The sequence below is a fragment of the Streptomyces sp. bgisy100 genome (genome assembly GCF_057709105.1).
This window is the reverse complement of sequence record NZ_JBYITE010000052.1, coordinates 38,039-46,606: the sequence shown is the minus strand read 5'-3', so window position 1 is coordinate 46,606 and position 8,568 is coordinate 38,039. Positions and strand designations below refer to the sequence as shown.

7 protein-coding genes are annotated in these 8,568 nt (G+C 71.8%); 2 read left to right on the top strand and 5 right to left on the bottom strand.

What is annotated here, in order from left to right:
• Nucleotides 1-277: 277 nt before the first annotated feature.
• Nucleotides 278-1,204: an oxidoreductase gene (locus tag AC3EQ1_RS26635; protein ID WP_432096874.1), complete on the top strand. Its 927-nt coding sequence runs from the start codon at nt 278-280 to the stop codon at nt 1,202-1,204.
• Between the two features lie 191 nt (nt 1,205-1,395).
• Here AC3EQ1_RS26635 and AC3EQ1_RS26630 read toward each other — a convergent pair whose 3' ends face one another.
• The gene (locus tag AC3EQ1_RS26630; protein ID WP_432096873.1) at nt 1,396-2,268 is read right to left on the bottom strand and encodes a potassium channel family protein; all 873 of its coding nucleotides are present in this window, start codon (nt 2,266-2,268) and stop codon (nt 1,396-1,398) included.
• A 239-nt stretch (nt 2,269-2,507) separates the two neighbouring features.
• Between AC3EQ1_RS26630 and AC3EQ1_RS26625 the strand changes: the two genes are divergently transcribed.
• Complete coding sequence (locus tag AC3EQ1_RS26625; protein ID WP_432096872.1) at nt 2,508-3,668, top strand: alkaline phosphatase PhoX; 1,161 nt, start codon at nt 2,508-2,510, stop codon at nt 3,666-3,668.
• Between the two features lie 44 nt (nt 3,669-3,712).
• Here the strand turns inward: AC3EQ1_RS26625 and AC3EQ1_RS26620 are convergent, their stop codons facing one another.
• From AC3EQ1_RS26620 to AC3EQ1_RS26605, 4 genes are all read right to left on the bottom strand, one after another.
• Nucleotides 3,713-4,789, bottom strand: coding sequence for a methyltransferase (locus AC3EQ1_RS26620; RefSeq protein ID WP_432096871.1), 1,077 nt, complete (start codon nt 4,787-4,789; stop codon nt 3,713-3,715).
• A gap of 143 nt (nt 4,790-4,932) precedes the next feature.
• Nucleotides 4,933-5,808, bottom strand: coding sequence for a helix-turn-helix domain-containing protein (locus tag AC3EQ1_RS26615; RefSeq protein WP_432096870.1), 876 nt, complete (start codon nt 5,806-5,808; stop codon nt 4,933-4,935).
• A gap of 223 nt (nt 5,809-6,031) precedes the next feature.
• Complete coding sequence (locus AC3EQ1_RS26610; protein WP_432096869.1) at nt 6,032-7,075, bottom strand: helix-turn-helix domain-containing protein; 1,044 nt, start codon at nt 7,073-7,075, stop codon at nt 6,032-6,034.
• Nucleotides 7,076-7,899: 824 nt separating this feature from the next.
• Nucleotides 7,900-8,496, bottom strand: a complete 597-nt coding sequence (locus tag AC3EQ1_RS26605) for a TetR/AcrR family transcriptional regulator (protein ID WP_432096868.1) — start codon at nt 8,494-8,496, stop codon at nt 7,900-7,902.
• Nucleotides 8,497-8,568 lie beyond the last annotated feature (72 nt).

The following is an 8,568-nucleotide window of genomic DNA, read 5'->3' as shown; positions in this document are numbered from 1 at the left end:
CTGGTGTCCCGGGTGTCCCCCCCCCGGCCCGGCCCACCGCCCGGGCCGCGGGTTCGGGGGGGGACGGGCCGGGACACCATGGGGCCGGTGGGAACGCCGGCGCCCCTGGGGTTCCGGCCCGCGCGGGAGCACCGGAACCCGCCGTGCCGCCCCTCGCGCAACGGCACGGCCGCGCCTAGGCTGACTCGCGGGTAACGCCCTCGGACGAAGCGGCGACAGCACGGCATCGGACGGGTCGGCGGCGCCCTCCGGCGACGAGGCGAGGAGGAGACCGGTCATGACGGGCTGGACCCCGAACGACATTCCGGATCAGACCGGGCGCACCGCCGTGGTGACCGGCGCCAACAGCGGCCTCGGCTACGTGACCGCCCGCGAGCTCGCCCGCCGAGGAGCCCATGTGGTGCTCGCCTGCCGGGACGCCACGCGCGGCAAGGAGGCCGAGGCCCTCATCCGGAGCGAAGTCGCGGACGCCGACGTGCAGTTCGCCCCGCTCGACCTCGCGGACCTCTCCTCCGTGCACGACTTCGCCCGGTCCTTCGAGCGCGCCCGGCTCGACCTGCTGATCAACAACGCGGGAGTGATGGCCCTGCCGCACCGGCGGACCATCGACGGCTTCGAGATGCAGTTCGGGGTGAACCACCTGGGGCACTTCGCCCTGACCGGCCTGCTCCTGCCCAAGCTGCTCGCGGCGCCCGCGGGCGCGCGGATCGTGACGGTCTCCAGCGGGCTGCACGTCCTGTCCAACATCGACCCGCGCGACCTCAACAGCGAGCGCGGTTACCACCGCTGGGTGGCGTACGCGCGGTCCAAGAGCGCCAACCTGCTGTTCGTGCACGAGCTGGCACGACGGCTGACCCGCGCGCACGCCCCGGTGACGGCCGCCGCCGCACACCCCGGCTACGCCTCCACCAATCTACAGACCGCGGGGGTGCGCATGGAGGGCCGCCGGGCGGCCGAGAAGATCGTGGCCGCCGGCAACCGGCTGCTGGCCCAGCCCGCCGAGAGCGGTGCCCTGCCCTCCCTGTACGCCGCCACCGCTCCCGGGGTGCGCCAGGACTCCTACATCGGCCCCCGCCTGCACTGGCGCGGCGCACCGGGCCCCGCCCGACGCGCCTCGTGGACCCGCAACGACCTGGCGGGCGAGCAGCTCTGGGGCGCCTCCGAGCGGCTGACCGGGGTGGCGTACGCGGCGCTGGAGCGGTAGAGCGGGGGCGGTGAGGCCGGTCCCCGCCCGGTGGAGCGGCTTGGATGGCCGCCGGGCAGGGACCGGCGTCCCCCTGGTGACGTCGGCGATGGAGCGGATGCCGCCCAGCAGCACGGTGCCAGTGGGCCCAGGCTGCCGTATCCGGGCAGTGACGATCGAGGGCTGCGGCTCTCAGGTTCCACCTCTGTGCATCACCCGCCGTTCCTGCCGTGATCCGTCGCATAAGCCCGGAAGGTGTCGCGAGGAGTGCCGCCACAGTGGAGGAAGCGTTCGTCGAGGACGGCGGCGAGGTCCGCGAGTGCGGTGGTGAGCAGAGCCGCCGCGAGTCGTACCTCGGGATTCCGGGCGCTTCTGCCCCGTTCGGCGAGTTCGTCGGCATACAGGATGCTTGCGGCCAGGGACGTCCGGTCATACCCCTCGTGGAAGTAGTAGGACTCGGCGTACTGAAGCAGGTCGACGGATACCGCCGCCAGCCGTTCGGCAAGGCCGTCCAGGATGCGTGCTCCGAGTGACGAGTCGAGCTGCGGCGGCCCTGGATCATTGCGCTGCAGTTGGGACAGCCGCAAAGCCACGGCTCGTCTGCGGCCGAGTGCCGGGTAGATCTCCAGAACCCAGGAGACCGTCGCTGTGAGGAGCGCGAAGCCGACGAGTGCTTCGAGCGGGGCGACGATGCGGAGCCACGGCTCGGTCGGGGCGATGTCGCCGAGCCCCAGGGTCGCCACGGTGACCAGCGAGATGTAGAGGGCGTCCACCGGCCCGTGGTGCTCGTCCGGCTCCAGGCCGGTGGCGAACGAGAAGGACTCCGGCAGATGGGGCCAGTAGATCAGCGCCCATCCCACGACAACGGCACCCGCCCACATGGCCACCACGGTCACCATGGCGAGCGGACCGGCCAGCCCCGCTGCCCGTTTCCGGAAAGGAAGCCGCTGGGACAGTTTCCACAGCGCGGCCATGACGTGCCGACTCAGGGCGCCGTGGCGGGTCGGGTGCCACAGCGTATGGAATACGTCTCGCAAGGCGGCCATGACCAGCCCCGCTCCGAGCAGTGAGACCAGCCATTTCATACGCGTCTCCCAAGGCGCGGCGTAGGCAGTGCCCAGCATGCATGCCGGGCCGCCGGGAAGCCTGCACGGCACGCCCCGGCGGGCCTGTCCCCCACCCCTCCCCCGTCCGCCGGTCAAAGAGCACTGCCGCTTCACCACTCGTTGTCACCCCGGTCACGGCCCGCTCCTATCGTCCGGTGGCGCGTGACTCCGTGCGCCGTCCGGCCACTGGGTGGTCACACAACTGGCGGTGAGTGACAGTGGAACGTCGTACTTTCCTGCGTGGAGCAGTCATCGGCACCTCGGCCGCGGCCTTCGGCGGCACCCTGATGCGGGGAGCCGCCTACGCGGCCCCCGCACAGCCCGGCCCCGGCCCCTACGGCGCCCTGGGCGCGGCCGACGCGAACGGCATCCACCTGCCCGGCGGATTCAGCAGCCGGGTGATCGCCCGGTCGGGACAGACCGTCCCGGGCACCTCGTACACCTGGCACAGCGCACCCGACGGCGGCGCCTGCTTCGCCGACGGCACGGGCTGGATCTACGTCTCCAACTCGGAGATCAACCCCGGCGGCGGCGCGAGCGCCGTCAGCTTCAGCGCGGCGGGCACCGTCACCGGCGCCCGCCGCATCCTCTCCGGCACGCGGCAGAACTGCGCGGGCGGCAGAACGCCGTGGAACACCTGGCTGTCCTGCGAGGAGGTCAGCCTGGGCTACGTCCACGAGACGGACCCGTGGGGCGTGCAGCCGGCCCGGCGCCGCGACGCGATGGGCCGCTTCAAGCACGAGGCGGCCGCCGCCGACCCGGTGCGCCGGACGGTCTACCTCACCGAGGACGAGACCGACGGCTGCTTCTACCGCTTCACCCCGGACACCTGGGGCGACCTGTCCAGCGGCACCCTCCAGGTGCTCAAGGCCGGTTCCGCGACGTCCGGTTCGTTCAGCTGGGCGACCGTGCCCGACCCGGACGGTTCCCCCACCGTCACCCGGAACCAGGTCTCCGGCGCCAAGCGGTTCAACGGCGGCGAGGGGTGCCACTACGCCAACGACACCGTCTGGTTCACCACCAAGGGCGACAACCGGGTCTGGCAGCTCGACCTGGCGGCCGGCACCTACCAACTGGCCTACGACGACTCCCTGGTCGTGGGCACGGACGCCCCGCTGACCGGCGTGGACAACATCACCGGCACCTCCTCCGGCGACCTCTTCGTCGCCGAGGACGGCGGCACCATGGAGATCTGCGTCATCACCCCGGACGACGTCGTCGCGCCGTTCCTGCGGATCAGCGGCCAGTCCGCCTCCGAGATCACCGGCCCGGCCTTCTCCCCCGACGGGCGGCGGCTCTACTTCTCCAGCCAGCGCGGCACGAGCGGCAGTTCATCGGCCGGCATCACCTACGAGGTCACCGGCCCGTTCCGGACGTAGCCCCCGGCCCGACGCGGACGCGGGGGCCGCACCGGCGGCCGAGGTCAGTCGGCCACGGCCTCGATGAGGGAGAACGGTGCGGCCCCCGCGAGCGGGGTGACCGAGACGACGGCCAGGCCCCCGCGGCGGCACACGTCCTCGAAGTCCCCGCGGGTGCGCTCCCTGCCCCCCACGTTCACCAGCATGTTGAGGTCGCTCAGATAAGTCACCCCGCCGCCGGCACCGGGCCCGGCTCCGGTGTCGACGGCGGGGGTGCCGACGGCGTCGGGAAGCACGGGTTCCACGATCACTACGCGGCCGCCGGGCGGCAGCGCCTCGCGGCAGTGGCTCAGGATCGTGACCGCCTGGTCGTCCCGCCAGTCGTGCAGGACGCTCTTCAGCAGAAAGAGGTCCGCGCCCTGCGGAACCGAACGGAAGAAGTCCCCGGCGACCAGGGAACAGCGTCCCTCCAGCCCGTGCCGCTCCAGCGTCCTCGGCGCCTGCGCCAGGCCCTCCGCCGTGTCGTAGAGGACACCGATGAGACCGGGATGCGCCTCGAGCAGGGCGGCCAGGAGGGTTCCGTCGCCGCCGCCGATGTCCGCGACCGTGCCGAAACGGCCGAAGTCGAAGGCGTACGGCAGCGCGGCGGCGGTTTCTCCGGTGGCCTGGCTCATCGCCGCGTTGAACTCCGCGGAGAGCTCGGGGTTCCGGCCGAGGTGGCTGAAGAAGTCCGTGCCGAAGACGGCGTCGAACGCGAGGTCTCCGGTGCGGACACTGTCGTCCAGGTGCTCCCAGGCACGCAGCACCGCCGGCTCGGTGAACATCCGCACCAGGGAGACGAGCGAGCCGGGGCGGCCGGGGTCGAGGAGTGCGCCCGCGGGGGTCACCGCGAAGGAGCCGGGGGTGTCTTCCCTCAGCAGGCCGAGACCGGCCAGGGCGCGCAACAGCCGGGTCATGGGCTGGGGCTCGGCCCCGGCGTCGGCGGCCACGTCGGCGGCCCGGCGCGGTGTCTCGCCGATCAGTTCCGTCACGCGCAACCGGACCGCCGCGCGCAGGGTTTGCGCGGCCATGCTCCCGAAGACCAGCCGGACGATCAGGTCGCGATCGGCCATGCCCGGTGCTCGGACATCGGTGTTCACCACAGGTGTCTTCCTTCTTGTCGGATGTGCTCGGTGTCGGATGTGCTCGGTGTTGGATGTGCTCGGTGTTGGATGTGCTCGGTGAGGTGGACGTGCTGATGCCGGGCCGGTGCACGAACCGGCCTGCCCGCCCGCGCGCCTCGCTGTCACTCCGGTGATCCCAGGGGCCACTCCGGTGATTCCAGAGGCCGGCCGGCGGTCGTCGCCCTTCCGGCCAGGTCGCCCGGCGTGCATCCGGCGAAGGCCAGGACGTCGCGATGGAGATGAGGCTGGTCGACGTATCCGCACGCCAGGGCCACGTCGGCGGCGCTCTCGCCCGCGCAGAGCGCCCGGGCGGCGTGGTCGAAGCGGACCAGCATGGCGGCGCGCTTGGGGGTGAGGCCGATCTGGGCACTGAACCTGGACCACAGCCGCTTGCGGCTCCAGCCGCAGGACGCGGCGAGGTCACCGACCCGGATCCGGCCCCGATGGGCCACGATGCCGTCCCAGGCGGCGGCGACCTCAGGTGACATCGACGGTGCCGGATCCACCCGCCGCGTGAGGAACTCGTCCACCAGCACGAGGCGTTCCTGCCATGTCGCGACGTCGGTCAGCTGCTCGTGGAGGCGCCCCACATGCCGCCGCCCCCACAGGTCGTCGAGCCCGGCGATGGACCCGTCCAGTTCGCACAGCGGGACACCCAGCAGCGCATGAGCGGCTCGGGGTGACAAGCGCATCTCGACGCACTCGGCACCCTCGCCGCGGATCCGGGCCGGACCGGGCGACAGCGTGGCGACAAGGCTCCTCAACGGCACGCGCCCGGCGGCTCGTTCCACGGTGAACGGCTCGTCCCCGAGCCCGATGACGACGATCACGGCGGGCTGCGGGAGCACCTGCATGTCCAGTCCGGCAACGGTACGGTTGCGGAACCCGGCCATCCGGACGCCGTCGAGAGTCGTGCCCCCGAGGGGGTGGACGGCCTCCCAGCCGTTCTCGGCATCGTGGTCCAGGGGGTCGGAGATCCCCACGTCGTAGCTGCGCATGCCGCTACCCTCGCCGACGCCGACAGTCCTGTCTTGGACGAAAGTTCCGTGGCCCGTGCCGGTGCCTGCCGGTACGAGCGGTGGACGGGCGGACACCGGCACGGGCGGTCCCGGCCCCACGTGCCGGCATCGTCGCGCCACCGGCCGGGCCCCCGTCCGGGCGGTCGCCCTGCCGCGAAGCGGGCCCTGCCTGCTCAGGCACCTGCCCCTCAGGCACCGCCCCTCAGGAACTGGCCCCGCCCGCCGCGGCCGACACCTCCGCGAGCTCCGACGGCGACGGCACCACGGCGGCGCCGCCCCGCAGCAGGGCGGCGCCCAGCGGCGTCAGGGTGTGCAGCACCGCGCCGCCGTGCCGCAGGGTGACGACCAGCCCGGCCTCCCGCAGCACGCTCGCATGCTGGCTGGCCGACGCGGCCGACACCCCGACCCTGCGGGCGAGTTCCCCGGTCGTACAGCCGTGGCCGATGGTCCGCAGCACCGCGGACCGGGTGTGGCCCACCAGCTTGCCGAGCGAGCCGACGTCCCCCGCGCAGCTGCGCACCGGCTTCGTCGGCACCGACTCCTCGGTGTGCTCCACCGGGTAGACCAGCACCGGCGTCAGATCCCGGTCGTGGAACGTCACCGGGGTCCTGCGGCAGAAGAACGACGGCAGCAGCAACAGCCCCCGGCCGCCGAGGTACAGGTCCCGGTCGACCGGATAGTCCGACTCCAGCACCGGGGAGCGCCAGCGCATGGTCCCGGGCAGCGACGCCAGCAGCCGGTCGGTGCCGCCGTCCAGCAGCGCCCGGCCGCGCGCCGCCCGGTCGGCCTCGATCCGGGCCCGTATGTGCGGCCAGTACGGGGCGATGGCGGCCCGGTGGTAGCTGCGCAGGGCGCCGATGAGCCGGCCCAGCGCCCCGCTGTCGCCGTCGGCGAGCTCGCGCAGCCAGCCCGGCCGGGTGCGCGCCGTGCCGAGCAGCGACAGCTCGCGCTGCAGCCGCGGCGCCGGTGTCTCGCGCAGCGCCTCGATCGCCGGCTCCACTCCGAGCACCCCTTCCGGAGGCGTCAGGAAGTCGGGGAAATAACCGCGCGACGGCACCAGGGAAGAGAGCAGGCGTGTTTCACCATTCAACCTGGATCGCGCTTCACAACGCCACGGTCCGTAAACCGTTGGCCCTTGCTTGTCGCGTAGTCGGTGAAAACTGAGGACGGATTCCCATAGCGCGTCCGGACGTGCGGCTATCCGGACCCGGGCGAGATCAAGCCCGGTGAAATGGATGCGTAGCACCAAACCCCCACAAGTGGCCCCCGCCTTTGTCCCGGTCACCGAGTATGCACTCCAGCACTGTCGGTTACCACGCCGTTTAAGCCACAGTTGAAACGGGTCGCGGGCCTCCGGCCGCTACCGAAATGCTGGACCCCGTCGGGCACACGGAAGCCGCCGATGGGACTGTTGTGGGGGCAGTGCGGCGGTTCGCTTCCGGGCGGCTTTGGGTACCGCCTCGCGCTCGGCAGGGGTTACGGCCTGCGGTCCGGTGCATACGAGCCCGCCCGGACCGCGGGTCGACCACCTGGCAGCCGTCCGCGACAGGGCACCCTCGGGACGCGGGCCCCTCCGGACGCGTCGACACCTTCACGCATGACGAACCAGCCGCACACCGGCCACCCACGACAGCGCTGCCGCATGCGTCCCATGCTCATTTGCAAGGCGGTCGTTCCACCGATCCTGCAGAAGTCTCCACCGCCGCAGAGGGGTTGCCGGTATCCCCCGGAACGCCGCACAAGAAGCTTCGACAAGTACGCCAACGGCCCTGCCTGTCCGAGCGAAATCATTCACACCGGGAGACGGGCCGATTTTCGCGCGACAGGCGCCCGGGCCCGGAATGGCGATTGAGGCACCTTCTCCGGCCCGGAAATCATCCGAGCGCGCCATGGACAACTCCGGGGCAGGACGGCTCGTGAGTATCGGCTCGCATGACGGCGGCCCGCGCTCCGCGGCTCGAAGGACTCACACCGGCCCGGAGAGGCCGGGCACATGCCGAGCAGCGCGCCGGGCGACGGAGCGCCGGACTCCGGGGCGGCGCCGTTCACCCCGACGCCCCGCCCTCGTGCTCAGCCTTTGCTGGTAAGGGTCCGGAGCAGGGTGTCGAGATAACGGCGCTGACCCTCGACATCGGAGGGCAGGGCCTGCGGGACCGCATGGATGAGCTGGATCTGACCGAGGTGCGCGGTGTAGACCAGCACGCCGCGACGGTGCGCCTCGTCGGCGGGAAAACCGAGATCGGTGAAGATCTGGGTGACGAACGCGATCCGGCGCTCGGTCACCCGTCGCAGTACAGCGGCCACTTGAGGGTGTGAGATCGACGTCAGCAGCGTGACTTCGATCGGATCCCCGGTGGTCGCCGCCGCAGGGACCGCTTTGAACAGACTGCGCAGCCGCCGCTTCGGGTCCGTCTCCGGTTCCACCACAGCGATCACGTGTTCCGTATTCGTCTCTTCCCAATGGCTGAGCGCGGCCTCGATCAGCGCGTCCCGGTTGGGGAAGTGCCAGTAGAAACTGCCCTTCGTGGCCCCCAGGCGCTTGGCGAGCGGCTCGACCGCGACAGCCCTCAGGCCGCCCTCACCGATGGCCGTCAGGGCTGCGTCGACCCAGTCCTGAGCAGCCAGTCGGCCACTCTCACGGGATGGCTGATTCTTGCGGTGCACCATGACGCCATACGCTACCGTATGGACATCCATACGCTTCCGTATGGTGCGCGGCGGAGGGCGCGCAAAGGCGAT